This is a genomic window from Bradyrhizobium sp. 26S5 (genome assembly GCF_036923295.1).
In the GTDB taxonomy this organism is placed as follows: domain Bacteria; phylum Pseudomonadota; class Alphaproteobacteria; order Rhizobiales; family Xanthobacteraceae; genus Bradyrhizobium; species Bradyrhizobium septentrionale.
Window position 1 is genome coordinate 8,519,379 of sequence record NZ_CP145948.1, and the last position, 24,009, is coordinate 8,543,387.

The window sequence follows — 24,009 nt, forward strand, 5'->3', positions numbered from 1 at the left end:
TTACCGCGTCGGGACCGGCTTGTCGCCGCGATAGTCGTAGAAGCCGCGCTGGCTCTTGCGTCCGAGCCAGCCGGCCTCGACGTACTTCACCAGCAGCGGGCACGGCCGGTACTTGGAATCGGCGAGCCCCTCGTGCAGCACCTGCATGATCGACAGGCAGGTATCAAGGCCGATGAAATCGGCGAGCTCGAGCGGGCCCATCGGATGGTGCGCGCCGAGCTTCATCGCGGCGTCGATCGCCTCGACGTTGCCGACGCCCTCATACAGCGTGTAGATCGCCTCGTTGATCATCGGCAGCAGGATGCGGTTGACGATGAAGGCGGGGAAATCCTCCGACACCGCGACCTGCTTGCCGAGCTTGGCAACAAAGGCCTTGGAGGTGTCGAAGGTCACGTCGTCGGTGGCTATGCCGCGGATCAGCTCGACCAGCTCCATCGCCGGCACCGGATTCATGAAATGAATGCCGATGAATTTCTCCGGACGGTCGGTCGAGGCGGCGAGCCTTGTGATCGAGATCGACGACGAGTTGGTCGCGACGATCGCTTCCGGCTTCAGCACCGCGCAGAGGTCGTGGAAGATCTTGCGCTTGGTCTCTTCCTTCTCGATCGCGGTCTCGATCACGAGATCGCAATCGGCGAGCGCATCGATCGTCTCGGAGGAGGTGATGCGGTCGAGCGCCTGCTTTCGCTCGCTCTCGCTGATGTGTTTCTTGGCGACCTGGCGGGTCAGATTGCCGTTGATGGTCGCCAGCGCCGACTTCAGCCGGTCGCCGGACACGTCATTGAGCACCACGTCGAAGCCGGCCAGCGCCGCCACATGGGCGATGCCGTTGCCCATCTGGCCCGAACCGATCACGCCGACCTTTTTGATTGCCACCGTCATCTTGTCATCCACCGGAACGGCGCGCATGTCGCGCCTGCCCAATTCCAACGATACCCGAAGCGAAGCCTTCCGGGTTGCCCAATCCGCCGGAAAACGTTTCCCGGGACCATGATGTGATTAAAGATAATCACACCCCGATCCCATTTTCCCCTATCGAGCTCGATCCTTTCGGAAAACCGTTTCCGGATCGTTGCCCCAAGAATAATAACACCGGCCGGAGATTACTCACCCGGCCAGTGTCTTGTCGCTTACTTTCCGAGCTTGCCGAGTGCTTCGGTCAGCTCTGGAACCGCCTGGTAGAGGTCGGCGACCAAGCCGTAATCGGCGACTTGGAAGATCGGTGCGTCCTCATCCTTGTTGATGGCGACGATCACCTTGGAGTCCTTCATGCCAGCCAGATGCTGGATCGCGCCGGAGATGCCGACCGCGACATAGAGTTCCGGGGCCACCACCTTGCCGGTCTGGCCGACCTGCCAGTCGTTCGGCGCATAGCCGGCATCGACCGCGGCGCGCGAGGCGCCGACGCCGGCGCCGAGCTTGTCGGCGAGCGGCTCGATGTACTTGGCGAAGTTCTCGCGGCTCTGCATCGCACGGCCACCCGAGACGATGATCTTGGCCGAGGTAAGTTCCGGACGGTCGCTCTTGGCGACTTCCTCGCCGACGAAGCTCGACAGGCCGGGATCGGCCGCCGAAGCGGCGTTCTCGATCGCCGCGCTGCCGCCTTCGCCGGCTGCGGCGAAGGTCGAGGTGCGGACCGTGATGACCTTCTTGGCGTCCTTCGACTTCACGGTCTGGATCGCGTTGCCGGCATAGATCGGACGCTCAAAGGTGTCGGGCGCGACGACCTTGATGATCTCGGAGACCTGCATGACGTCGAGCAGCGCCGCGACGCGCGGCATCACGTTCTTGAAGCGCGAGGTCGCGGGCGCGACGAAGGCGTCATAGTTCGGCGCCAGCGCCACAATCAGCGCAGCCAGCGGCTCGGCAAGGTCGTGCTCATAGGCCGGGCCTTCGACCACCAGCACCTTCGCGACGCCGGCGAGCTTGGCCGCGGCTTCCGCCGCCGCCTTGGTGCCCTGGCCGCCGCCGGCAACCAGCACATGCACGTCGCCGCCGAGCTGGCTCGCCGCGGTCAGCGCCTTGTTGGTCGAGTCCTTCAGGGTCTCGTGGTCGTGTTCAGCAATCAACAGCGTCGTCATCAGAGAACCCCGGCTTCGGTCTTGAGCTTGTTCACGAGTTCGGCGACGTCCTTGACCTTGACGCCCGCCTTGCGGCCCGCCGGTTCCGCGGTCTTCAGCACTTCCAGACGCGGCGTGAGATCGACGCCGTAATCCGACGCGCTCTTGTCGTCGATCGGCTTCTTCTTCGCCTTCATGATGTTGGGCAGCGACGCGTAGCGCGGCTCGTTGAGGCGGAGGTCAGTGGTGACGATCGCCGGGCCCTTGAGCTTGATGGTCTGCAGGCCGCCGTCGACTTCGCGCGTGACCTTGAAGTCGCTTCCTTCGACCTCGAGCTTGGAGGCGAAGGTCGCCTGCGACCAGCCGAGCAGCGCGGCCAGCATCTGGCCGGTCTGATTGCTATCGTCGTCGATCGCCTGCTTGCCGAGAATGACGAGGCCGGGCTGCTCCGCCTCGACCACCGCCTTCAGGATCTTGGCAACCGCGAGCGGTTCGACATTGCCTTCGGCCTTGACCAGGATGCCGCGGTCAGCGCCCATCGCAAGCCCGGTGCGAATGGTCTCGGAAGCCTGCGCCGGTCCGATCGACACCACCACCACTTCGGTCGCCTTGCCGGCTTCCTTCAGCCGCAACGCTTCCTCGACGGCGATCTCGTCGAACGGGTTCATCGACATCTTGACGTTGGCGAGCTCCACGCCCGATCCGTCACTCTTGACGCGGACCTTGACGTTGTAGTCGACGACCCGCTTTACCGGCACAAGAACCTTCATCGATCCTCTTTCGCTTTGATTTTATGGGTTTCGGTTGGCTGGCGCGGAACCTAAAGGTCCCGTACCCCCCGGTCAACGCGGCAAAGCCAAAAAACCGTCCCCCGGTTTTGAACCAGTTTAGCGGTTCTGGCCCGGCACCCACAACACGTCCCCGGCCCCTTTATTGTTCTGGAAGCGGCTGGCAACGAACAGGAAATCGGACAGGCGGTTCATATACTGGATGCCAGCGGCATTGACCGTCTCGTCCGGCCGGGCTGCGAGTTCCACCATCATGCGTTCCGCGCGGCGACATATCGTCCGGGCCAGATGCAGATATGAAGAAGCGGGTGTCCCGCCGGGCAGCACGAACGAAGTCAGCGGTGCGAGCTGGTCGTTCAGGCTGTCGATATCGCGCTCGAGCCGCTCGACCTGGCTCGCCAGCATCCGCAGACGCTCAGTCTTGCCCTCGCGCTCGGGCACCGCAAGGTCGGCGCCGAGATCGAACAGATCGTTCTGGATCCGGCCGAGCATCGCATCGACATCGGGACTATCGGCCAGATGCAGCCGCACCACGCCGATCGCCGCATTGGTCTCGTCGACCGTGCCATAGGCGGCAACGCGCAGATCGTATTTCGGCCGCCGCTCGCCGGAGCCGAGCGCGGTGGTGCCGTCATCGCCGGTGCGCGTGTAGATCCGATTGAGAACGACCATGGTCGTGATCCCCTAAGGTTTGCGCATCTACCGCCCCATCGCCCAGACCACGACCATCGCGATCACGATGGCGACGAACTGGAACAGCACGCGCAGCCGCATCAACTTCTGCGACGTGTTCGGCGAGCCGCCCTTCATCATGTTGACGAGGCCGAGCAGGAGCACCAGCGCCACGGCGCCGACGGCGATGGGAAGAACGATCATGCTGAGGACAGATGTCATCTGCGGTACATAACACCGCATGGATCGGACTTCCACACAGCTGGGCCATGCAACCAACTGGCTTTTCAATGCGTAATATCAGATGCTGGGCCCGTTCTCGGACCGAGCCGTTGTCGACAATGCCGGGTGGAATGTGAAGCAGCTTCGTTACGTCGCCCATGTCGTGATGGATGCCTTTTACACGTTCCTTGCCGATGACGGCTGGGCGATCGCGAGCCATATCGCGCTGTCGACCCTGATGGCGCTGTTTCCATTCCTGATCGTGCTGACGTCGCTGGCCGGCTTCTTCGGCTCCAAGCAGCTTGCCGACCAGGCGGTCGGACTATTGCTCCAGGTCTGGCCCGATCAGGTCGCCGGGGCGCTGTCCGGCCAGATCCACGATGTGCTGACCAACACCCGCGGCGACATCCTGACCATCGGCGCGGTGCTCGCGATCTACTTCGCCTCCAACGGCGTCGAGGCGCTGCGGGTGGCACTGAACCGCGCCTATGCGGTGATCGAGCCGCGGCGCTGGTACTGGCTGCGGCTGGAATCGATCGGCTACACGCTGGTCGCGGCGTTCACCTCGCTCGCGATGGCGTTCCTGATCGTGCTCGGGCCGCTGATCATCGAGGCGGCGCGGCGCTATATCCCGTTCTTCGTCGAATCGAACGAGAGCCTGCTCAACACCGTGCGTTACGGCATCACGGTGCTGGCCCTGGTCGTGGCGCTCTTCATCCTGCATGCCTGGCTGCCGGCGGGCCGCCGCGGCTTCACGCAGATCCTGCCCGGCATCATCTTCACCATGGTGGCGTCACTGCTCTCGGGGATCGGCTTCGGCATGTACCTGGCGCGCTTCGCCAACAACTACGTCACGATGTATGCGGGGCTCGCCTCGGTGATCATCGCGCTGGTGTTCCTGTATTTCATCGCCGCGATCTTCGTGTTCGGCGGCGAGCTGAACGCGGCGATCATCAAGTCGCGGTTGCCGCACGGCGTGTCGCTTCAAGCAGCGCAGTCGCTAGCGCCCGCGGAGAAACAGGCTTGACCAGGAAGGCGTCGGCGCCGGCAGCGCGCGCCGCGGCCTCGTCCTCGGCACGGCCGGAAATCCCGACGATCACGGTACGGCCGTGCGGCGGCGGAAGCGCGCGGATGCGCTTGATCGCCTCGACGCCGTTGATGCCCGGCAGCACCATATCCATCAGCACCGCGTCGAAGGCGCCCTGCCCAAGCCGATCAGGCGCGGCCTCGCCTTGCCCTACGAATTCGGCGTGATGGCCGAGCTCGGTCAGGATGGTGTTGAGAACGACGCGGCCGAACGGATTGTCCTCGACGCTGAGCAGCCGCAGCCCTTGCGACAGCAGCGCCGTCCCGCTTTGGCCCGGCGTCGCACCGACCGGCCCTTCGGCGCGCGCCAGCACCACGTTGAGCGTGAAGATGGTGCCGCCGCCCGGGCGCTGGGCCGCGACGATGTCGCCGCCCATGGCGCGGGCGAGCTGCCTGACCGAGGACAGGCCGAGCCCGGCGCCGCCGAACCGCGAGGCGATCGAGACATTGGCCTGCGAGAACGGCCGGAACAGGCGCTTGACCTCCGCCAGCGTCAGGCCGATGCCGCTGTCGGAGACCGCGAAAGCGACGCCGAACCTGCCGCCGCCGATCCTGCCTTTGGCGGCGCGCACCGGCGCGACATGCAGCTCGATGCTGCCCTGCTCGGTGAACTTGACGGCGTTGTCGATCAGGTTTTCCAGCGCCGCGCGCAGGCGGACGGGATCGCCGACTGCGAAGGCGGGCAGCTTGCCGGAGACCTCGACCGAGGCCTGCAACCCCTTGGCCGCCGCGCGGCCGGCCAGCGAATCCCCGGCAAGGCGCGCCAGCGCACGCAGATCGAAAAAGTCCTGCCGGATCTCGAGCCCCGGCCCCTCGTTGCGGGCGGCATCGACGAACAGGGTCGCAAGGCTCGCCAGATGCTCCGCGCCAGCCCTGATGGTATCGACCCAGCGCCGCTCGCGCTCGCCAAGATCCGACGTCGCAAGCAGATTGCTGATCGCAAGGATTCCGGTCAGCGGCGTGCGCACCTCATGGGCAAAGGCGGCGAGCGCAGTCTCGACCATGCCGGGAGCGGCATTCGCCGACGCCTTCGGCGCGGCCCGTTTGCGGCGCGGCCTGGCTGCGGTCTTGGCTGCAGTCTTGATGGTACGAGTCTTGGTGGTACGAGATTTGGCGGTGCGCGTTTTTGCGGCGCGCGTCTTCGGCGGCACCCTGCTGGATGGCCGCTTGCTGCGCCGTACGCGCGATTTTGACGCCATGTTCTCCGTGATCCCCGCCCCTACAGCAACATGGCATGCCGGGCGTGCCGGAGTCACGGCGGCGTTGCGGCTTTCCTGGGCAAAGCGGCACGTTGGTAACCCGCTTGCTCGCGATCGGAATTCGGCCGGGATTTACGGCAGGCCGACCAGGCGGCGGATGTCGGCCGGGCTCGCCCCCGCCGCCCGCAGCTCGCGCAGCCCGGTCGCCTGGGTCGATTTCGACAGTTTCTGGCCGGCGGCGTCCGGGATCAGCCGGTGGTGCCGGTAGGCCGGCGCGGGCAGGCCCAACAGTTCCTGCAACAGCCGGTGCACGCTGGTCGACCAGAACAGGTCAACGCCCCTGACCACATCGGTGACGCCCTGCAGCGCGTCATCGATCACGACGGAGAGATGGTAGCTGGTTGGGGTTTCCTTGCGCGCCAGGATCACATCGCCCCAGGCCTCAGGCCGCGCTGCCACGTCTCCGCGCTCGCCGGCCGGCCCCTCGCCCGCTTCCCGCCAGCGCAGGCTTCCGGCGCGCGCACACGCGGCCGCCATGTCGAGCCGCAGCGCGAATGGCGCGCCCTGCCCGAACAGCTGGTCGCGGTCCTCGGCCGACAGCGATTTGGCCGCCCCCGGATAGAGCGGCGCGCCATCCGGATCGCGCGGCCAGGCGCCACCGGACTCCCTCTCCGCGACCAGCCGCGCGATGTCGGCGCGGCTCTCGAAGCTCGGATAGACCAGCCCCTGCGCCGACAGGCGGTCGACGGCAGCGCGATAGGCGGAAAAATGCTCGGACTGCCGCCGCTCCGGGGTTTCCCAGGCGATGCCGAGCCAGCCGAGATCCTCGTAGATCGCCTGCTCGAACTCCGGACGGCAGCGCGTCGCGTCGATGTCCTCGATCCGCACCAGCAAGCGCCCGCCCGAATCACGCGCTAGGTCGTGATTGAGCAGCGCCGAATAGGCGTGGCCGAGATGGAGATAGCCGTTCGGACTCGGGGCAAAGCGGAAAACGGGTGGCATGGCGTTTGGCCGTAGGTCATTGCCGGGCTCGACCCGGCAATCCTTGTTTAGGCATGATCTCTCCGGAAAACCGGTTTCCACTTTTCCGGATCATGCGGCTGGACAAGACTCTGTTACGATAGGAGATGGATGCGCGGGTCAAGCCCGCGCACGACAAGTCGATGCAGATCCCGCAATGCTGATCCATCTCGAAACCCAGGCCGACCTCGACGACGCTATCCACAAACTGGTCGCCCAGGACCGCCGCCTGCGGCCGATCCTCGAACTGACCGGCATGCCGGCGATCCGGCAGCGCGAGCCGGGCTTTGCCGGGCTTGCCGCGATCATCTGCGGCCAGCAGCTTTCGACCGCGAGCGCGGCGGCGATCTGGGGGCGGGTCAGCAAGGCGTTCGACCCGTTCCACCATGATGCGATCCGCAAGGCGCGGGCCGACCGCCTCGGCCGGCTCGGGTTGTCCGCGGCCAAGATCAAGACATTGAAGCACGTCGCCCGCGAGCTCGCCGAGGAGCGGCTGAACCTCGACGTGCTCGCCAACGAGGAGGCCGATGCCGCGCACAACACCCTGACCGCATTGCCCGGGATCGGCCCCTGGACCGCCGACGTCTATCTCCTGTTCTGCCTCGGCCATGGCGATGCCTGGCCCGCGGGCGACCTTGCCGTGCAGGAAGCGGTCAAGGTCGGGCTCGGCTTGAAGGAGCGGCCGACGCCGAAGCAGATGGCGCCGCTTGCGGAGCCGTGGCGTCCGCTGCGCGGCGCCGCCGCCCATCTGTGGTGGGCGTATTATCGCGTGCTTAGGAATCGCGAAGGCGTGATCGCCGGCGTGAAATAGCTTGCGAGAAAAACACATCTGCGGTGTGATCGCGTGATATATCGTCTGCAATTAATATTTCTGCAATTTGCCGGCTTCTCGCATTGAGCACGCTCAGCACATCCTTTCTGCAAGGGGGCAAAACTGGTTTCTCGCCGCATTCCGCTGACGCTGCTCCTGCTATCCCTGGCCGTCATCGCCGCGGTGTGGTCGTGGCTGGGCACACCGGTCAACTTGGTGCGGGCACCGATCGATCCGAACGACAAGGTGCAGTGCATCTCATACGCGCCGTTCCGTAACCACCAAACGTCGCTTTCGCAGACGACGCAGGTGTCGAAGGAACAGATCGCGGAAGATCTCGCCCAACTTGCCAAAGTATCCAACTGCATCAGGACCTACGCGAACGATCTCGGCCTCGATCAGATTCCCGAACTCGCGGCCAAGGCGGGGCTGAAACTCATCCAGGGCATTTTCCTCGACCGCGACCGCAAGAAGAATGCAACGCAGGTCGAAACGGCGATCCGCCTCGCCCGGGAATATCCGGAAACCATCATCGCGCTGGTGGTCGGCAACGAGGTCCTGCTGCGCAAGGAAATGTCGGCTTCCGACCTCGCCGCCCTGATCCGCTCGATCAAGGCGCAGGTCAGCGTCCCCGTCACCTATGCCGACGTCTGGGAATTCTGGCTGAGCAATCGCGAACTTTCCGACGTGGTCGATTTCGTCACGATTCATATCCTGCCCTATTGGGAGAACATTCCAATTCCGGCGGAACGTGCCGCCGCCCACGCTGACGAGATTCGCCGGCAAATCGCGGCGGTCTTTCCAGGCAAGGAGATCCTGATCGGAGAATTTGGCTGGCCGAGCGAGGGGCGCATGCGCGAGTCCGCGCTGCCGTCGCGCACCAATCAGGCGCGGGTGGTCGCGGAGGTACTGGACCTCGCGCGGCGCGAGCATTTCCGCGTCAACCTGTTCGAGGCCTATGATGAAGGATGGAAGCGTGAGATCGAAGGCACGATCGGCGGAACCTGGGGTCTGTTCGATTCCGAGCAACGCACGCTGAAATATCCGGCGGGCCTGCCCATCAGCAATTTCCCGCGCTGGAAGCTGCAAATGCTGGGAGGAATGGCGCTGGCGATCCTGGTGTTCGGCGCGGCATGGCTGACCTCACGCCGCAAGCCCGAACAACCCGGGCTCGCGTCATGGCTTGCAATCGGCGTGTCGGCAACCACAGCAGGAATCCTGTTTGGCGTGGCCGCGCAGAAAATGGTCTATGAAAGTTATGGAACGGGTGGCTGGCTGCTGTGGGGCTCATTGCTGGCGGCGGCAACGGCTTCGCCGGTGCTTGGCGCCAACGCCCTGATGTCGGGTCGCGCATCGCCCAGCTTCCTGGAACTGTTGGGTCCGAAGGGACACTACACTGAATCGGTGCAGGTGACCCTGCACGGATTGGCCTTGATGGTCACCGTCGTGATCGGCACCGCGACCGCGATCGGCCTCGTGTTCGACCCGCGCTTCATCGATTTTCCCTTTGCATCGCTCACCATGGCGGTTGTGCCCTTTGCGGCGATCACGCTGCTCAATCCTCCCGCGAAAGGAATCCGTCCGCTCGCGGAATCGATCTTTGCCGGCATTTTTGCCGTGGCGGCGATCTATGTCGGGTTCAACGAAGGGCCGGAGAACTGGCAGTCGCTGTGGACGTGCGCCGCCTTCTTGCTGCTTGCGGCAACGCTGTGGCGGGCGCGTGCCTGAGAACGGCAAAGCGGTCGGAAACGCGGCCACCTCTCACCTACCTTCTATCCGCGCAACCTCACCCGGTCCTCGCGCGCGGAAGCGGTGACGAAGTCGAGTACCGCGCGCACCGCGGGGAGTTCGACAAGATCAGGGTGCGCAAGCAGCCAGATGTCGGCCACGCTGAACAGCTTTTGCGGTGCGACGCGCACCAGATCAGGATAATCGGCTGCGACAAAGCACGACAGCGCGGAAATTCCGAGCCCGGCCCGCGCCGCGGCGAGCATGTCGCCCTGCGACGAGCACCGCATCACCACCGATCCCTGCCGCGTGATGGCATCGCTCCAACGCGCCAGGCGCTCATTGGAAGCTCGATCGGCGAAGCCTATGATGCTGTGTCCTTTCCACTCGTCGCGCCGTTCGGGCAGACGCCGCCCCGCGGTGTAGTCGCGCGAGGCAAAGAAGCCGGTGCCGAGACGGCCGATCTTGCGGCCGATCAGATTCTCGTCGCCGCTATCCACCGGCCGCAGCACGACATCGGCCTCGCGGCGGCGCACGCTGGCTGGAAACGGATGGGTGATGATCTCAAGCTGAATGTGGTCGTGCGCACGGAGAAACGGACCGAGCCGCGGCATCAGCCAGTGCGAGGCCAGCGTCGCACCGATCGACAGCTTGACCACGCCGCGCGCCTGCGCGCCGGTCGCCGACACCGCGGCTTCGGCGCGCAGGGCCGCCGCCGCCATGGCTTCGACATGCTCGCGGAATTTGCGACCCTGCGATGTCAGCGAAAGACCGTCATTGGATCGCGCGAAGAGGGGAACGCCGAGTTGATCCTCCAGCTCGGTGACCTTGCGACCGACCGTCGGATGGCTGGAGCGCAGCCTGCGCGCGGCGGCCGCGAAGCTGCGGGTTTCCGCGACCGCGACGAAGGTCTTGCACAGGTCCCAATCCATCGGATCCTCCGCCACGGCTGCGGCCGCTCTGTTCATTTTTGACGAGCTATCTGTTCAATATTGAACGGCTCGGCGATGCCGTCCAGCCCTATAATGCACAGCAGCAAGCGCAGGCCAGCGGCTCCGCCCGGCCCGACGCGCTCAAATCAACATCAATGAACGCGCCCCGGCCCTGGCCGGCCTCGCGACAAAGGAGGACCCGAATGCCGTTGCCTGCTTCGCTCGCCAACAAGCTTGAACTGCCGGTCGTCGGCTCCCCGCTGTTCATCGTCTCGGGCCCGGAACTCGTGATCGCGCAGTGCAAGGCCGGCATCGTCGGCTCGTTCCCGGCGCTGAACGCCCGCCCGGTCGAGAAGCTCGACGAATGGCTGACGCAGATCGAGAACGAACTCGGCGAATACCAGGCGCGGCATCCGGAGAAGAAGGTCGCGCCCTACGCCGTCAACCAGATCTGCCACGCCTCCAATGACCGCTTGATGCGCGACATGGAAACCTGCGTGAAGCACAAGGTGCCTGTCATCATCACCTCGCTGCGCCCGCCGTCCGAGATCGTCGAGGCCGCGCATTCCTACGGCGGCGTGGTGTTCCACGACGTCATCAACGTCAAGCACGCCCGCAAGGCCGCCGAGCAGGGCGTCGACGGATTGATCCTGGTCTGCGCCGGTGCCGGCGGACATGCCGGCACGCTGTCGCCGTTCGCGCTGGTGCGCGAGGTCAAGCAATGGTTCAAGGGCACGATCCTGCTGTCGGGCGCGATCTCCGACGGCTGGAGCATCGCATCCGCGCTCGCGCTCGGCGCCGATCTCGCCTATGTCGGCACCCGCTTCATCGCGACCGAGGAAGCCAATGCCGACCTCAGGTACAAGCAGGCGCTGACCGAATATGCCGCCCACGACATCGTCTATTCGAATTTGTTCACCGGCGTGCACGGCAATTATCTCGGGCCGTCGATCGCAGCCGCAGGTCTCGATCCGGCCAATTTGCCGGTCGCCGACAAATCCACGATGAACTTCGGTTCCGGCGGCAACACTAAGGCCAAGGCCTGGCGCGACATCTGGGGCTCCGGCCAGGGTATCGGCCAGATCGTCGACGCCCCGCCGGTCGCCGAACTGGTGGCGCGGCTGAAGGCGGAGTACACCGAGGCGCGCAGCGACTTCCTGCGAGCCAGCGCCTGACGACGACCGCCTGGAGAGAGAATGGCATGATCATCAGCGGCGACCGACAGATCAGCTATGGCGAGGTTCACGTCCGCATCGCGCGGGCGGCGGCCGGCTTCCAAGCGCTCGGCGTGCGTGACGGCAAACCGGTCGGCATGATGCTGCGCAACGACTTCGCGCTGTTCGAGGTGGTCGCAGCCGCGGCTGCGCTCGGCAGTCCGGTGGTGCCGATCAACTGGCATCTGAAGGCCGACGAGGTCGCCTACATTCTGTCCGACAGCGGCGCCGACACGCTGGTCTGCCACGCCGATCTGCTGCCGCAGATCCGCGACGGGTTGCCGCCGGGGATCAAGCTCCTGGTCGTGACGACGCCGCCGGAGATCGCCGCCGCCTATGGCGTGGCGCCGGCATCCACGCGCGTGCCCGACGGCATGACCGATTGGGATATTTGGCGTGAGACGCATCAGCCGCTCGCCGATGCGCCGATCGGCGCTGCGCCGATGTTCTACACCTCCGGCACCACCGGACTGCCGAAGGGCGTCAAGCGCAAGCCGATGCGGCCGGAGCAGCAGGCGGCGGCGGCGCGTGTCGGCGCCATCACCTACGGCGTCAAGCCGAACGAGGGCCAGGTGATCCTGATGAACGGCCCGATGTACCACTCGGCGCCGCACTCCTATGGAATGCTCGCGTTCCGCAACGGCTGCGTGATCGTGCTCGAGCCGCGCTTCGATCCCGAGGATCTGCTGCAACTGATCGAGCGCCACCGCGTCACGCACATGCATATGGTGCCGACCATGTTCGTGCGGCTGCTGCGCCTGCCGGAGGAGACGCGGCGCCGCTACGACCTGTCGTCGCTGCGCTTCATCGTCCATGGCGCGGCGCCCTGCCCGGTCGACGTCAAGCGCGCGATGATCGAATGGTGGGGACCGGTGATCAACGAATATCTCGGTTCGACCGAGACCGGCATCCCAGTCTGGCATTCGGCGGCGGAAGCGCTCGCCAAGCCCGGCACGGTCGGCCGCGTCATCGAGGGCGGCATCGTCAAGATATTCCGGCCCGACGGCACGCAATGCGACGTCGGCGAGCCCGGCGAGATCTTCATGCGCCAGACGACAGCGTCGGATTTCGATTATCACGGCAATGCCAAGGCACGCGCCGAGGCCGACCGCGACGGCCTAGTCAGCGTCGGCGACGTCGGCTATCTCGACGCGGACGGCTATCTGTTCCTGTGCGACCGCAAGCGCGACATGGTGATCTCGGGCGGCGTCAACATCTATCCCGCCGAGATCGAGAACGCCCTGATCGGCATGGACGGCGTTCGCGACTGCGCGGTGTTCGGGGTTCCCGACGACGAGTATGGCGAGCGGCTGTTCGCCTGCGTCGAGCCGGAAGCAGGCGCCGAGTTGTCGACTGCAGCGATCCAGGATTTCCTGCGCGGCAAGCTTGCCAATTTCAAGGTGCCGAGAGACATCCGCTTCATGGATGCGCTGCCGCGCGAGGCCACCGGCAAGATCTTCAAGCGCAAGCTGCGCGACCTCTACCGCGAAGGCCAGCTTCGCTGAGCGAGGTGACGGTGAAGCCGAACGGCGTTTGAAACTTAGTTGCTGTTGCAAACGGCCAGCGATCGACGCAACGATGCCGGCGCTCATCCGAGGCCGGGATCATCGCCATGAACTCCACCGACTTCATCGTCATCCGCAACGACCTGCAGCAGTGCAAGGTGATCGAGACAGAGCTGCCCGAGGCCGCGGCGCTGCCGGCCGACGCACTGCTGGTGAAAGTGACCCGCTTCGCGTTCACCGCCAACAACATCACCTACGCGGTGATCGGCGAGCAGCTGAAATACTGGCAGCTGTTCCCGGCGCCAGACGGCTACGGCATCATCCCGGTGTGGGGCTTTGGCGAGGTGCTTGCCTCGAAGCATCCGAACGTCACGGTCGGCGAAACCCTGTTCGGCTATTTCCCGATGGCGACCCATGTTGTCATCGAGGCCGCCGACGTCAGCAAGCGCGGCCTGCGCGATGGAGCCGCGCACCGGCAGGAGGTCTCGCCGGTCTACAACGCCTATGCCCGGGTCTCCGGCGATCCGACCTATGTCGGCCGCCAGGGCGATTTCCGTGCGTTGCTGCTGCCCTTGTTCATGCTGTCGTTCCTGGTCGACGACTCCCTCGCCGAGAACGAATTCTACGGCGCCCGCCGCGTCATGCTGTCGTCGGCCTCGAGCAAGACCGCGTTCGGCCTCGCCCATCTGCTGCACAAAAGGGGCATCCGGGTGATCGGGCTGACCTCCAAAGGCAATGTCGATTTCGTCAGCTCGCTCGGCTGCTATGACGAGGTCGTCACCTATGACCATGTCACCGCGATCCCGTCGGCCGAGCCCACCGCCTATGTCGACATGGCCGGCAACAGCGCGCTGCGCGAGACCCTGCACCGGCACTTCGGCGCACAGATGGTCTATTCCGGCCGGGTCGGGCTGACGCATCGCGCCAACGAGCCGGACGAGCCGACGCTGCCCGGCGCCAGGCCGGTCTTTTTCTTCGCGCCCGACCAGATCCGCAAGCGCGCCAAGGAATGGGGCCCGGGCGGCATCGACCAGCGCTTTGGCGCCGCCTGGACCGGGCTCGTGCCACATCTGCCCAATTGGCTCGATGTGGTCGAGCGGCGCGGCCCGGCCGCGGTGCGCGAAGCCTATCTCGATACCCTGCAGGGCCGCGTCCCGCCCGATCAAGGCTTGATCCTGTCGTTGGCCGAATAGGCGATATCCCGTCACGCCCTTTCTGCATGGCTTCGGATGGGTATAGGCTTTGCGGCAATGGGAACGCCGCACCAAGGCGGCCGATGGCGAGAAACGCTCAATGCTCGACAAGACGGACGATATTTCGGTCGCCGCCGACAATTGGCTTGTGCAGTTCGAGGATGCGCTGGCGAGCCCCGAAGATGTGCTGCTGAAGCCGCTGTTCCATCCCGACAGCTATTGGCGCGACGTGCTGGCGCTGAGCTGGAACATCCAGACGATCAACCGCGCCTTTGCGATCCTCGAAGAGATGCCCGGACACGCGCGTCGCAGTGCGCCGCATAATTTCCGCATCGACGCCGAGCGCGCCGCGCCACGCCGGGTGATGCGCGCCGGCACCCATGCAATCGAGGCGATCTTCAAGTTCGAGACGGCTGTCGGCCGCGGCCACGGCATCGTGCGGCTGGTCCCCGATGCGGCCGATGACGATCGGTTGAAGGCCTGGACGCTGCTGACGGCGCTCGAGGAGTTAAAGGGCTTTGAAGAGCAGCAAGGTCATACGCGGCCGCGCGGACAGGCCTATTCCCGCAACTTCCGCGGACCGAACTGGCTCGACCTGCGCAAGGCAGCCGCCGAATATGCCGGCCGCGACCCCGACGTGCTGGTGGTCGGCGGCGGACAGGCCGGGCTTGCGATCGCCGCGCGGCTGCAACAGCTCAGGATCGACGCGCTGATCGTCGACCGCGAGGCGCGCGTCGGCGACAATTGGCGCAAGCGCTATCACGCACTCACCCTGCACAACCAGGTGCAGGTCAATCATTTGCCCTACATGCCGTTCCCGCAGAACTGGCCGACCTATATCCCGAAGGACAAGCTCGCCAACTGGTTCGAATCCTATGTCGACGCCATGGAGCTGAACTTCTGGACCGGCACGGAGTTTGTCGGCGGCAGCTATGACGACGCGCAGGGACGCTGGACCATCGAGCTGCGCCGCGCCGACGGCACGACACGGAAAATGCAGCCGCGCCATGTCGTGATGGCGACCGGCGTCAGCGGCATTCCCAGCGTGCCTGACATCCCGTCGCTGAAGAACTTTGTCGGCAAGGTCATGCATTCCAGCGGCTACGAGGACGGCGAGCATTGGGCCGGCAAGCGGGCGCTGGTGATCGGCACCGGCAACAGCGGTCACGACATCGCGCAGGACCTGCATTCCTCCGGCGCCGAGGTCACGCTGGTGCAGCGCTCCTCGACGCTGGTCACCAATATCGAGCCGTCGGCGCAGCTTGCCTATGCCGCCTACAATGAAGGCTCGCTCGAGGACAATGATCTGATCGCAACCTCGATGCCGTTGGCGCTCGCCAAGCGCAGCCATGTGCTGATGACCGAGCAGTCGAAGGAGCTCGACAAGCCGCTGCTCGACGGCCTCGCGCGCAAGGGCTTCAAGCTCGATTTCGGCGAGGGCGGCACCGGCTGGCAGTTCAAGTACCTGACCCGCGGCGGCGGCTATTATTTCAACGTCGGCTGCTCCGATCTCGTCGCGGGCGGCGCGGTCGCTCTGAAGCAGTTTTCCGACATCGAGACCTTCGTGAGCGAAGGCGCGCGGCTGAAGAACGGCGAGACGGTTGCGGCCGACCTCATCGTGCTCGCGACCGGTTACCGGCCGCAGGAAGAGCTGGTGAAGAGACTGTTCGGCGAAGCCATGGCCGTGCGCGTCGGCCCGATCTGGGGCTTTGGCGACGGCCAGGAGTTGCGCAACATGTACACCCGCACGCCGCAGCCGGGCCTGTGGTTTATCGCAGGCAGCCTCGCGCAATGCCGCATCAACTCGCGCACCCTCGCGCTGCAGATCAAGGCGATCGAAGAAGGCCTGTTGCCGCGCGACGTCGGGCCGGTGGCGAGGCTGACATAACCAACATCGTCATTCCGGGGCGACGCGCAGCATCGAGCCCGGAATCCATCAAGCCACAATCTTCGCTGATAAATGGATTCCGGGCCTGCGCTTCGCGCATCCCGGAATGACGAGAAGAGAGAGGAACAAAAATGCCAACCATCCTCGGCACCGGCGAACACCGCTATCGCGTCGTTGAGAATTTCGCAAAACTGCCCGACGGCTGGAGCCTGACCGATGTCGCCTCCGTCGCGGTCGACAGCAAGGACCGCGTCTATGTCTTCAACCGCGGCGAACACCCGATGGTGGTGCTCGACCGCGAGGGGAATTTCATCAGGAGCTGGGGCGAAGGCGTGTTCTCGCGCGCCCACGGCCTGCATATCGACGCCGACGACAATCTCTATTGCACCGACGACGGCGACCACACCGTGCGCAAGTGCTCGACCGACGGCAAGGTGCTGCTGACGATCGGCATCCCGAACAAGCCGGCGCCGTTCATGAGCGGCGAGCCGTTCCATCGCTGCACCCACACCGCGCTGTCGCCGAAGGGCGAGATCTATGTCTCCGACGGGTACGGCAATGCCTGCGTCCACAAATACACGCCTGATGGAAAACTCATCAAGACCTGGGGCGAGCCCGGCACCGACCCCGGCCAGTTCAACATCGTGCACAACATCGCGACCGACGCCGACGGCTGGGTCTACGTCGCCGATCGCGAGAACCACCGCGTCCAGGTGTTCGACGGCAACGGCAAGTACGAGACGCAGTGGAACAATCTGCACCGGCCTTGCGCGCTGTGTTGCTGCGGCGGCGGCAAGCAGCCGAACTTCGTGATCGGCGAGCTCGGCCCCGGCATGGCGGTCAATCGCAAGGTGCCTAATCTCGGCCCACGGCTGTCGATCGTCGACCACAAGGGCAACCGCATCGCCCGGCTCGGCGGCGAGCACGGCCCGGGCGTGGAGACCGGAAAATTCCTGGCGCCGCACGGCATCGCACTGGATTCACGCGGCGACATCTATGTCGGCGAAGTCGGCGTCACCGACTGGAAGACCAGCTTTCCGGACACCGAGATGCCGGCCGCCGTGCGCGTGACGCGGTGCTTGCAGAAGCTGGAGAGGGTGAAGGAGTAGCGTCGGGCTCGGCTCACTCATTCCGTCACCCTGAGGAGCGCGCATTGCGCGCGTCTCGAAGGGTCGACGGCCCGGCTTGTGGCCGTACATCCTTCGAGACGCGCGTGCCGCGCTCCTCAGGATGACGGGTCTGATAGCTTGCGACGTGATCAACAGCTTTCTACTCCAGCCATCGGCCGCCAAAATCAGATCTCGCCGATCACCTCGCGGCGGCGCAGTTCGGATTCTTCCGCATAGCGCCGCATCGCGTGCGCTTCGGTGAGCAGGCCGATCGGCCGCCGGTCGCCGTCGCCCTCGACCACGGCGAGCGATTCCGCTTCGGCCGCGTCGAACACCGCGATCGCCTCCTGGACGTTCATGCCGGGATGCAGCATCACGTCGGCGTAGCGCAGAATGCCGGCAAGCCCCTTGTCGGCCTCGAGATCGGGCGCATGCGCTTCGGCGACCAGCGCAAGGCCTGCATAACGTCCCTCGCCGTCGATCGCGACGACCTGGGTCTTCGACCCCGGCGGAAATTCCTCGCGGAACGCCTCGATCGGCATCGCGGCGTCCACCGTTATCATGTCCCGCCGCATCATCTTGCCGACCGTCAGATCCCGGATCCAGCCGATATCGGCGGCGCTGCGGATGGTCTCGCCGCGCAGATGCAGCCGCCAGGTCGCGAACGAATAGCCGAACAGCTCGCGCGTGATCGTGGTCGAGATGATGACCGCGACCAGCACCGCAGTGGTGAGCCAGAGGTCGCCGGTGGATTCCAGCGCGATGAACGACATCGTCAGCGGACCGCCGATCACCGAGGCCGACAGCGCGCTCATGCCGATCACCGCATAGGCGCTGGGATCGAGGTTCAGCCCCGGCCAAACAATGTCGACGCCGGCCGCGAACAGCCGGCCGCCGAGCGCGCCCATGAACAGCGTGGCGAAGAACAATCCGCCGCGGAAGCCCGAGCCGAGCGAAACGATCGAGGCCACCGCCTTCAGCGCGAACACGCCGGCGATGAAGGCGAGCGGCATCGCCACGATGCCGGCGAAGCGCAGCGCGCCGTGGCCCGACGACATCACCTGCGGCGTCAGCAGCGCCATCGCACCGACGGCAAGCCCGCCGAGCGCCGGCCGCAGCGGCGGCCAGAGCCGGGTCTTGGCGAGCAGCGCCTCGCACAGCGTCACGCCGCGCATGATCGCAATCCCGGTCAGGGCCGCGACCATGCCGAGCAGCGCGGCGATCGCGAGATCCCGCCCGAGCACGTCGCCGACAGTTCCGACGCCGACGCCGAGCGGCAGCGGCTCGAAGGCGTGGGCGACGAAATAGCCGGTCACCGCCGCCACGCCGACCGGGGTCAGGCTCGCCGGCGTATAGCCGCCGATCACAAGTTCGAAAGCGTAGAACGCGCCCGCGAGCGGCGCGCTGAAGGCGCCGGCGATCGCCGCCGCAGCGCCGCAGCCGACCATGATTCGCTGGTCGTTGCGGCGGAGGTGGAAGCCGCGGCCGAGCGAGGCGGCCAGGCCGCTGGACAATTGGGTGTAGCCGGCCTCGAGCCCGACCGAGCCGCCGATGCCGCTCGACCAGATCGTCTGCAGCGCCACGATCACGCTGCCGCGGAACGACATCCGCCCGCCATAGAGCGCGTTGGCCTCGATCGGATCGATTTCGCGGGCCGGCCGAACCCGGAGCAGCAGAAGAAAGGCAATACCGAGCAGCAGGCCGCCGATTGAGGGAACCAGCAGCGCGCGCAGCGGATCGATGCTGGGCTGGCTCGACAACCGGTCGCCCAGCGGCAGATTGAACAGCACCGAATGCAGCACCGTGACCAGGCTGCTCATCACCGCCACCACGAGGCCGCCAATGGCGCCGATCAATACCGCCAGCACCACGAGGCTCGTCTCGTGCGCGCGTACGAATGCGCGCAACCGGCGCGGCGCCTCGAGATAGCTTGACGTCGTGGTCATCGGCAGGGTCCGTCACTGGCCGACACGGCCTTGCGGCTCCCTTTACGGGCCTCGCGGGCGGGAGGCAATCGGGGCAGGAACATGGCAGGGCGCGGCGGATAAGCCGCTCATTGCTCTTCACAATCCCGTCACGCTGCCTGTAGTATGTGAGTGCATGCTGCTTCGCAGCTAATGGGAGTCAGGAGCGTTATTTGAACGCACATGTCTCGCAAGGCGGTTGGCCGGTGCTGGTCTTGAATGCGGACTTCCGGCCGCTGAGTTATTACCCGCTGTCGCTCTGGTCCTGGCAGGACGCGATCAAGGCGGTGTTCCTCGATCGTGTCAACATCGTCGAATATTACGACCGCGCGGTACGAAGTCCTTCCTTCGAAATCCAGCTGCCCAGCGTCGTATCCCTGAAATCCTTCGTCAAGCCGACCACCCACCCCGCCTTCACCCGGTTCAACGTTTTCCTTCGCGACCGATTCAGCTGCCAATATTGCCTGTCGGCCGACGACCTCACCTTCGATCACATCATTCCGCGCAGCAAGGGTGGCCAGACCACCTGGGAGAACGTCGTCGCCGCCTGCTCGCCCTGCAATCTGCGCAAGGGCAATCTGACACCGCAGCAGGCCAGGATGTTTCCGAAGCAGGCGCCCTACGCCCCTACCGTGCATCAGCTGCACCGCAACGGCCGGCTGTTCCCGCCGAACTATCTGCACGAGAGCTGGCTCGATTATCTCTACTGGGATACTGAGCTCGATCCGTAGCGGATACGACGCGCGGACGTTCCGACGAAATTCACACGAAAAGAATCTAATCGTGGGCGCCATGGCTGCTGCCGCGAATCCATGAATTTTCTTCGAGCATGTCTGACACCATAAGCCTCTGTCCTCGCCGCAGAGTGCGTTCGCTTTTGCGTGATCGACGGAGATATTCCGGGGAATATGATTGCAGCCTAATCATTAGTATCCTATCTAATCGGCATGGCTCCGTCGCAAGCTCGTGTCCACGCCGAAATCGGGCTCCTGATCACCCGACTTGGGCGGATCTGGCGCCGCGAGTCGGATCAGGCGCTGTCCGATCATGGCCTGTCGGACGCGACTGCGATTCCGCTGCTGGTGCTGTCGCGGCAGGGAGAAAACGTCCGGCAGGGCGTGCTCGCCGACGAATTGGGTATCGAGGGGCCTTCGCTGGTGCGGCTGATCGATCTGCTCGCGAGCGAGGGCTTGGTGGAGCGCCGCGAGGATCCCACCGACCGCCGCGCCAAGACGCTGCATCTCACCGCAAGCGGCCAAGCCAAGGCCGCGGACATCAACCGTATCATGCGCCGCGTGCGGGCCAGCCTGCTGAAGGATATCGACAGCGAGAAACTTGCGATAACCTTCGAGACGCTCCAGCGCATCGAACAGCGTGCGAGCCGCCTGCAGGACGCGAAAACTGCCGCAGAGGCGAAATAGTCATGCGCGCGGAAGAGCCGTTCCTGGTCCGCCACGCGGACCTGATCTTCGCTTTGAAGACGTTCGCCGCGTCGATGCTGGCGCTTGTCGTCGCACTGGCGATCGATCTGCCGCGGCCCTATTGGGCGATGGCGACGGTCTATATCACGTCACAGCCGCTCGCCGGCGCGACCAGCTCGAAGGCGTTCTTCCGCGTGATCGGCACCCTTGTCGGCGCGAGCATGACGGTCGCCATGGTGCCGAACCTGGTCAATGCGCCGGAGCTGCTGTGCCTTGCGATCGCGCTCTGGGTCGGGCTCTGCCTTTACCTGTCGCTGCTCGACGGCACACCGCGCAGCTATATCTTCATGCTGGGCGGATATACCGTCGCACTGATCGGCTTTCCGTCGGTGGCCGACCCGGGCAGCATCTTCGACGTGGCGCTGGCGCGGGTCGAGGAGATCTCGCTCGGCATCGTGTGTGCGAGCCTGGTGTCCACCGTGGTGCTTCCCCGCAGCGTTGCGCCTGCGGTCGGCGGCCGCGTCAGGAATTGGCTGTCGGATGCGCGCGGTCTGTCCCGCGACGTGCTGCTTGATCGCGGGGCCAGCGAGACGCGCCGGGCCCAGCGCCTCCGGCTTGCAACCGACATCGTCGAGATCGATACGCTCTCGACCCATCTCGCCTATGACCGGCTGGCCGACGCCGGTGCCGTGCGCGGCCTCGGTGAGGTCCGGCTGCGCATGCTGATGCTGCTGCCGATCATCACGTCGATCGAAGACCGGCTTGCCGCACTCGGCGAGGCGGCGCTGCAAAGGCAGCCGGAGCTCCGGCGCCTGATCGGCGATCTCGCCGAATGGATCGTGGACGACGATCGCCAGCGGCAATCCGGTGAAGAGATCCGCGCCGCAATCGCCGAGCGGCAATCGGCGCTCGACGGCCTCGCGCCGCGGGAGCGCATCATCACGATCAGCCTGCTGCTCCGGCTGCGCGAGCTCATCGACATCTCAGCCGACTGCCGCGCGCTGGGCGATGCGATTACCGCAGGCCGGGATATCTCCACCGTTGCGCTATCGTTCCACCCGGAATCGGGCGCCGCGCCGGTCCGCCATCGCGACCACGGCATGGCGCTGTGGTCGGCCGCCGGGGCGGCGGTGGCGATCCTGATCTGCTGCGGCCTGTGGATCGCGACCGGCTGGCCCGATGGCGCTTCGGCGCCGATGATGGCGGCGGTCGCCTGCTCCTTCTTCGCCGCGCAGGATGAGCCGGCGCGCAGCATCCGGGCCTTCGGCCTGTTTTCGCTAGTCGCGATCGTCGTGGTCGCGATCTATCAGTTCGCGCTGGTGCCGGGTATCACCCATGTCGAGGTCCTGATCGCCGCGCTGGCGCCGACCTTCCTCCTGTATGGTTTCCTGATCGCGCGGCCGAAAACCGCGCCAATCGGCATGGCTCTCGCTGTCAACACCGCAACGCTGCTCGCACTGCAATCGACCTACAGCGCGGATTTTGCCAGTTTTGCCAACTCGTCCGTCGCCTTCTTCCTCGGTATCGTGATTGCCGAGATCGTGACCCGGATCGCGCGCGGCGTCGGCGCCGAATGGATCGCCAGGCGGCTGACGACGTCGAGCTGGCAGACGCTCGCGATCGCGGCCGAGCGGCGCGGCCACGGCGACCGCGCGCAGTTTGCCGGCCTGATGCTGCATCGGCTCGGACTCCTGGCCCAGCGCATCGCCTTCATCTCCGAGAGCGACCGCCGCGATGCCGACAGCCTGGTCCAGCTGCGCATCGGGCTCAACATCATCGATCTCAGGCGGCCCCGTTACGGCCTCGCCGCATCGACCGTGCGCGCCATCGACGACATGCTGGACGACCTCGCGGCGGCGTTTCGCGGCCATGCGGACGAGGCAATGCCGACCGAACTGCTGTCGTGCATCGATGCGGCGCTGACCGCGGTCGTCAAGGATCCCAATGAGCGCGCCCGGGACGATGCATTGCTCGGCCTCGTCGGCATCCGCCGCGGCCTGTTTCCGGATGCACCCGCGTATCGATCGCAGCCCGAGGAGAGTTTTGCTGCATGAGATATGAGCTCGATATCTACGGTGTCGTGGTCCCGGCGCTGCTGCTGTGGCTGATCGTGGCCTATGCGCTGAGCGTCATCGTGAGCCGGATCATGCAGCGCTTCGGGCTCTACCGGCTGGTGTGGCACCGCGCGCTGTTCAATTTCGCCCTGTATGTCTGCCTGCTCGGCGTTGTCGTCTATCTCTCGGAGTTTCTGCCATGAAGGGGAATTTTGTCTGGCTTGGCCGAGTTGCGCTGACCGTGATCGCGCTCGTCGCCGCGCTCGCCGTCGCTCGCGCCCTGTGGGTCTACTACATGGAGTCGCCGTGGACGCGTGACGGCAAGGTCCGCGCCGACGTGGTTCAGGTCGCTCCCGACGTCTCCGGCTTCGTCACCGACGTGCTGGTGAAGGACAATCAACCGGTGCATCGCGGCGATATCCTGTTCCGGATCGATCGCGCGCGCTTTGCCCTGGCGTTGCAGCAGGCCGATGCTGCGGTCGCCGGCCATCGCGCGACGCTGGATCAGGCCGACGCCGACCTCAAACGCTACAGCGCGCTGACCACCGATGCGGTGTCGCAGCAGAAGCAGGAGCAGGTGCTGGCCACGCAGCTCCAGGCCAAGGCCGCCTATGATCAGGCGGTCGCCGATCGCGCCGTCGCACAGCTCAATCTGGATCGCAGCGAGGTGCACGCATCGGTGAACGGCACCATCACAAATATGGATCTGCGGCCCGGCGCCTATGTCAGCGCGGGCAAGGGCGTGATGGCGCTGGTCGACACCGATACGCTGCATGTCGAAGGCTATTTCGAGGAGACCAAGCTCGCGCGCATTCGCGTCGGCGACAAGGCGCAGGTCCGGTTGATGGGCGAGCCGGTCCGGCTCACCGGACATGTCGAGAGCATTGCGGCCGGCATCGCGGACCGCGACCGCACGGAAGGCGCGAACCTGCTCGCGAACGTCAATCCGACCTTCAGCTGGGTTCGGCTCGCGCAACGCGTTCCCGTGCGCATCGCGCTCGATCACCTGCCGGATCGCATCGCGCTGGTCGCCGGCCGTTCGGCGACGGTCGAGATCATGGACTAGCCGGCCGGGCGGGCCGCACCTGCGTGGCGGCGTGAAGCGGGCCACCCGCACTTGCTGTGCCTCTGTCGGCCAAGTTC

The 24,009-nt window shown here is 65.5% G+C and carries 22 protein-coding genes; 13 read left to right on the top strand and 9 right to left on the bottom strand.

The genetic code is table 11. The annotated features are described in order from the left end of the window. The 5 genes from V5279_RS40340 to V5279_RS40360 all read right to left on the bottom strand — a co-directional run bounded on the left by V5279_RS40340 (position 1) and on the right by V5279_RS40360 (position 3,742). Positions 1 to 882, bottom strand: a complete 882-nt coding sequence (locus tag V5279_RS40340) for a 3-hydroxybutyryl-CoA dehydrogenase (RefSeq protein ID WP_029079743.1) — start codon at positions 880 to 882, stop codon at positions 1 to 3. Between the two features lie 248 nt (positions 883 to 1,130). Beyond that, positions 1,131 to 2,081: an electron transfer flavoprotein subunit alpha/FixB family protein gene (locus tag V5279_RS40345; RefSeq protein WP_338692376.1), complete on the bottom strand. Its 951-nt coding sequence runs from the start codon at positions 2,079 to 2,081 to the stop codon at positions 1,131 to 1,133. Next, positions 2,081 to 2,830 (bottom strand): electron transfer flavoprotein subunit beta/FixA family protein, encoded by a 750-nt coding sequence (locus V5279_RS40350; RefSeq protein ID WP_092123260.1) that lies wholly within the window; start codon positions 2,828 to 2,830, stop codon positions 2,081 to 2,083. The genes V5279_RS40345 and V5279_RS40350 overlap by 1 nt, the downstream gene beginning before the upstream one ends. A 117-nt stretch (positions 2,831 to 2,947) precedes the next feature. Continuing rightward, positions 2,948 to 3,520, bottom strand: coding sequence for a cob(I)yrinic acid a,c-diamide adenosyltransferase (locus V5279_RS40355; RefSeq protein WP_338692377.1), 573 nt, complete (start codon positions 3,518 to 3,520; stop codon positions 2,948 to 2,950). Positions 3,521 to 3,547: 27 nt separating this feature from the next. Then, complete coding sequence (locus tag V5279_RS40360) at positions 3,548 to 3,742, bottom strand: twin transmembrane helix small protein (protein WP_338692378.1); 195 nt, start codon at positions 3,740 to 3,742, stop codon at positions 3,548 to 3,550. Positions 3,743 to 3,908: 166 nt separating this feature from the next. On the opposite strand from V5279_RS40360, the gene V5279_RS40365 reads away from it, so the two are divergent. Next, on the top strand, positions 3,909 to 4,769 hold the full coding sequence (locus tag V5279_RS40365; RefSeq protein WP_414645786.1) for a YihY/virulence factor BrkB family protein: 861 nt from the start codon (positions 3,909 to 3,911) through the stop codon (positions 4,767 to 4,769). Here the strand turns inward: V5279_RS40365 and V5279_RS40370 are convergent. Together V5279_RS40370 and gluQRS are read right to left on the bottom strand one after the other, a co-directional pair. Further along, positions 4,696 to 6,027, bottom strand: a complete 1,332-nt coding sequence (locus V5279_RS40370; protein ID WP_338692379.1) for an ATP-binding protein — start codon at positions 6,025 to 6,027, stop codon at positions 4,696 to 4,698. The genes V5279_RS40365 and V5279_RS40370 overlap by 74 nt on opposite strands. Before the next feature lie 132 nt (positions 6,028 to 6,159). Beyond that, on the bottom strand, positions 6,160 to 7,029 hold the full coding sequence (gluQRS, locus tag V5279_RS40375; RefSeq protein ID WP_338692380.1) for a tRNA glutamyl-Q(34) synthetase GluQRS: 870 nt from the start codon (positions 7,027 to 7,029) through the stop codon (positions 6,160 to 6,162). A 175-nt stretch (positions 7,030 to 7,204) separates the two neighbouring features. On the opposite strand from gluQRS, the gene V5279_RS40380 reads away from it, so the two are divergent. Both V5279_RS40380 and V5279_RS40385 read left to right on the top strand, forming a co-directional pair. After that, positions 7,205 to 7,858, top strand: a complete 654-nt coding sequence (locus V5279_RS40380; RefSeq protein WP_166299124.1) for a DNA-3-methyladenine glycosylase family protein — start codon at positions 7,205 to 7,207, stop codon at positions 7,856 to 7,858. 165 nt (positions 7,859 to 8,023) lie between these two features. Further along, positions 8,024 to 9,586, top strand: coding sequence for a glycosyl hydrolase family 17 protein (locus V5279_RS40385; protein WP_338701659.1), 1,563 nt, complete (start codon positions 8,024 to 8,026; stop codon positions 9,584 to 9,586). A 44-nt stretch (positions 9,587 to 9,630) separates the two neighbouring features. Here V5279_RS40385 and V5279_RS40390 read toward each other — a convergent pair whose 3' ends face one another. Beyond that, positions 9,631 to 10,518 (bottom strand): LysR family transcriptional regulator, encoded by an 888-nt coding sequence (locus tag V5279_RS40390; protein WP_338692381.1) that lies wholly within the window; start codon positions 10,516 to 10,518, stop codon positions 9,631 to 9,633. Positions 10,519 to 10,721: 203 nt separating this feature from the next. Here V5279_RS40390 and V5279_RS40395 point away from each other — a divergent pair, with 203 nt between their 5' ends. The 5 genes from V5279_RS40395 (at position 10,722) to V5279_RS40415 (ending at position 17,427) form a co-directional block, all read left to right on the top strand. Then, entirely contained in the window at positions 10,722 to 11,693 is a 972-nt protein-coding gene (locus V5279_RS40395; protein ID WP_338692382.1) for a nitronate monooxygenase family protein, read from the top strand. Between the two features lie 26 nt (positions 11,694 to 11,719). Next, positions 11,720 to 13,237, top strand: a complete 1,518-nt coding sequence (locus V5279_RS40400) for an acyl-CoA synthetase (RefSeq protein WP_338692383.1) — start codon at positions 11,720 to 11,722, stop codon at positions 13,235 to 13,237. A gap of 107 nt (positions 13,238 to 13,344) precedes the next feature. Next, positions 13,345 to 14,430 carry a DUF2855 family protein gene (locus tag V5279_RS40405; protein WP_338692384.1) on the top strand — a complete coding sequence of 362 codons (1,086 nt, stop codon included), beginning with the start codon at positions 13,345 to 13,347 and terminating at the stop codon, positions 14,428 to 14,430. Between the two features lie 100 nt (positions 14,431 to 14,530). After that, positions 14,531 to 16,318: an NAD(P)/FAD-dependent oxidoreductase gene (locus V5279_RS40410; RefSeq protein WP_338692385.1), complete on the top strand. Its 1,788-nt coding sequence runs from the start codon at positions 14,531 to 14,533 to the stop codon at positions 16,316 to 16,318. Positions 16,319 to 16,449: 131 nt separating this feature from the next. Beyond that, complete coding sequence (locus tag V5279_RS40415; RefSeq protein ID WP_338692386.1) at positions 16,450 to 17,427, top strand: peptidyl-alpha-hydroxyglycine alpha-amidating lyase family protein; 978 nt, start codon at positions 16,450 to 16,452, stop codon at positions 17,425 to 17,427. Between the two features lie 185 nt (positions 17,428 to 17,612). On the opposite strand, the gene V5279_RS40420 is transcribed toward V5279_RS40415, so the two are convergent. Next, positions 17,613 to 19,373 (bottom strand): chloride channel protein, encoded by a 1,761-nt coding sequence (locus V5279_RS40420; protein ID WP_166299129.1) that lies wholly within the window; start codon positions 19,371 to 19,373, stop codon positions 17,613 to 17,615. Positions 19,374 to 19,564: 191 nt separating this feature from the next. Here V5279_RS40420 and V5279_RS40425 point away from each other — a divergent pair, with 191 nt between their 5' ends. The 5 genes from V5279_RS40425 (at position 19,565) to V5279_RS40445 (ending at position 23,932) form a co-directional block, all read left to right on the top strand. Then, positions 19,565 to 20,122, top strand: coding sequence for an HNH endonuclease (locus V5279_RS40425; protein ID WP_166299130.1), 558 nt, complete (start codon positions 19,565 to 19,567; stop codon positions 20,120 to 20,122). A 216-nt stretch (positions 20,123 to 20,338) separates the two neighbouring features. After that, entirely contained in the window at positions 20,339 to 20,812 is a 474-nt protein-coding gene (locus V5279_RS40430; RefSeq protein WP_166299131.1) for a MarR family winged helix-turn-helix transcriptional regulator, read from the top strand. A gap of 2 nt (positions 20,813 to 20,814) precedes the next feature. Continuing rightward, positions 20,815 to 22,866 carry an FUSC family protein gene (locus tag V5279_RS40435; RefSeq protein ID WP_338692387.1) on the top strand — a complete coding sequence of 684 codons (2,052 nt, stop codon included), beginning with the start codon at positions 20,815 to 20,817 and terminating at the stop codon, positions 22,864 to 22,866. Further along, a complete protein-coding gene (locus V5279_RS40440) occupies positions 22,863 to 23,069 on the top strand; it encodes a DUF1656 domain-containing protein (protein ID WP_166299132.1) in 207 nt (68 codons plus the stop codon). Before V5279_RS40435 ends, V5279_RS40440 begins: the two co-directional genes overlap by 4 nt. Next, positions 23,066 to 23,932, top strand: a complete 867-nt coding sequence (locus V5279_RS40445; RefSeq protein WP_338692388.1) for an HlyD family secretion protein — start codon at positions 23,066 to 23,068, stop codon at positions 23,930 to 23,932. Before V5279_RS40440 ends, V5279_RS40445 begins: the two co-directional genes overlap by 4 nt. The last annotated feature ends 77 nt before the right edge of the window (positions 23,933 to 24,009 follow it).

Bases quoted from the DNA above. Each gene is read 5' to 3' on its own strand.
- V5279_RS40415 (WP_338692386.1), top strand. From the start codon at position 16,450: ATGCCAACCATCCTCGGCACCGGCGAACACCGCTATCGCGTCGTTGAG.
- V5279_RS40405 (WP_338692384.1), top strand. From the start codon at position 13,345: ATGAACTCCACCGACTTCATCGTCATCCGCAACGACCTGCAGCAGTGC.
- V5279_RS40365 (WP_414645786.1), top strand. From the start codon at position 3,909: ATGGATGCCTTTTACACGTTCCTTGCCGATGACGGCTGGGCGATCGCG.
- V5279_RS40345 (WP_338692376.1), bottom strand. From the start codon at position 2,081: ATGACGACGCTGTTGATTGCTGAACACGACCACGAGACCCTGAAGGAC.
- V5279_RS40410 (WP_338692385.1), top strand. From the start codon at position 14,531: ATGCTCGACAAGACGGACGATATTTCGGTCGCCGCCGACAATTGGCTT.
- V5279_RS40420 (WP_166299129.1), bottom strand. From the start codon at position 19,373: ATGACCACGACGTCAAGCTATCTCGAGGCGCCGCGCCGGTTGCGCGCA.
- V5279_RS40370 (WP_338692379.1), bottom strand. From the start codon at position 6,027: ATGGCGTCAAAATCGCGCGTACGGCGCAGCAAGCGGCCATCCAGCAGG.
- V5279_RS40435 (WP_338692387.1), top strand. From the start codon at position 20,815: ATGCGCGCGGAAGAGCCGTTCCTGGTCCGCCACGCGGACCTGATCTTC.
- V5279_RS40395 (WP_338692382.1), top strand. From the start codon at position 10,722: ATGCCGTTGCCTGCTTCGCTCGCCAACAAGCTTGAACTGCCGGTCGTC.
- V5279_RS40390 (WP_338692381.1), bottom strand. From the start codon at position 10,518: ATGGATTGGGACCTGTGCAAGACCTTCGTCGCGGTCGCGGAAACCCGC.
- V5279_RS40445 (WP_338692388.1), top strand. From the start codon at position 23,066: ATGAAGGGGAATTTTGTCTGGCTTGGCCGAGTTGCGCTGACCGTGATC.
- V5279_RS40380 (WP_166299124.1), top strand. From the start codon at position 7,205: ATGCTGATCCATCTCGAAACCCAGGCCGACCTCGACGACGCTATCCAC.
- V5279_RS40340 (WP_029079743.1), bottom strand. From the start codon at position 882: ATGACGGTGGCAATCAAAAAGGTCGGCGTGATCGGTTCGGGCCAGATG.
- gluQRS (WP_338692380.1), bottom strand. From the start codon at position 7,029: ATGCCACCCGTTTTCCGCTTTGCCCCGAGTCCGAACGGCTATCTCCAT.
- V5279_RS40360 (WP_338692378.1), bottom strand. From the start codon at position 3,742: ATGACATCTGTCCTCAGCATGATCGTTCTTCCCATCGCCGTCGGCGCC.
- V5279_RS40430 (WP_166299131.1), top strand. From the start codon at position 20,339: ATGGCTCCGTCGCAAGCTCGTGTCCACGCCGAAATCGGGCTCCTGATC.
- V5279_RS40350 (WP_092123260.1), bottom strand. From the start codon at position 2,830: ATGAAGGTTCTTGTGCCGGTAAAGCGGGTCGTCGACTACAACGTCAAG.
- V5279_RS40355 (WP_338692377.1), bottom strand. From the start codon at position 3,520: ATGGTCGTTCTCAATCGGATCTACACGCGCACCGGCGATGACGGCACC.
- V5279_RS40400 (WP_338692383.1), top strand. From the start codon at position 11,720: ATGATCATCAGCGGCGACCGACAGATCAGCTATGGCGAGGTTCACGTC.
- V5279_RS40440 (WP_166299132.1), top strand. From the start codon at position 22,863: ATGAGATATGAGCTCGATATCTACGGTGTCGTGGTCCCGGCGCTGCTG.